Below are 293 nucleotides of genomic sequence, written 5' to 3' on the forward strand. Positions count from 1 at the left end.
CGAGGCTCCAACAGCCATAGAGCGCGCCCAGATCGCCCCGCGACCAGGCCCCCGGGTCGAGCGGCCGATAGGGGTCGGGCGCGGCGGCCGTGCATTGCAGGCGGGCCAGCTCCCGCTCCGCGGCGAGCACCCGTTCGCGCAGATCGATGGTGCGCGCCTCCGCCGCCATGAGCGACGCGCGCGCCGCATCCGTGCGCGCGCCGGGGCAGGCATTGGGCAGCACCGGCAGGTTGAGCGCGCAGGCCTGCAGGGCCAGCCAGGCGCTCCCCCCGGTCAGCGCCACCAGCCCGATC

Annotated in this window: 1 protein-coding gene; it reads right to left on the reverse strand. The window is 76.8% G+C overall.

Going from position 1 to position 293, the window contains the following annotated elements; genetic code table 11:
- Window positions 1-293 (reverse strand): hypothetical protein (locus H2O73_RS23845; RefSeq protein ID WP_220457734.1); only part of this gene is annotated, 293 nt, incomplete at both ends.

It is taken from the genome of Vibrio marinisediminis (genome assembly GCF_014050145.1).
Lineage (GTDB): Bacteria > Pseudomonadota > Gammaproteobacteria > Enterobacterales > Vibrionaceae > Vibrio > Vibrio marinisediminis.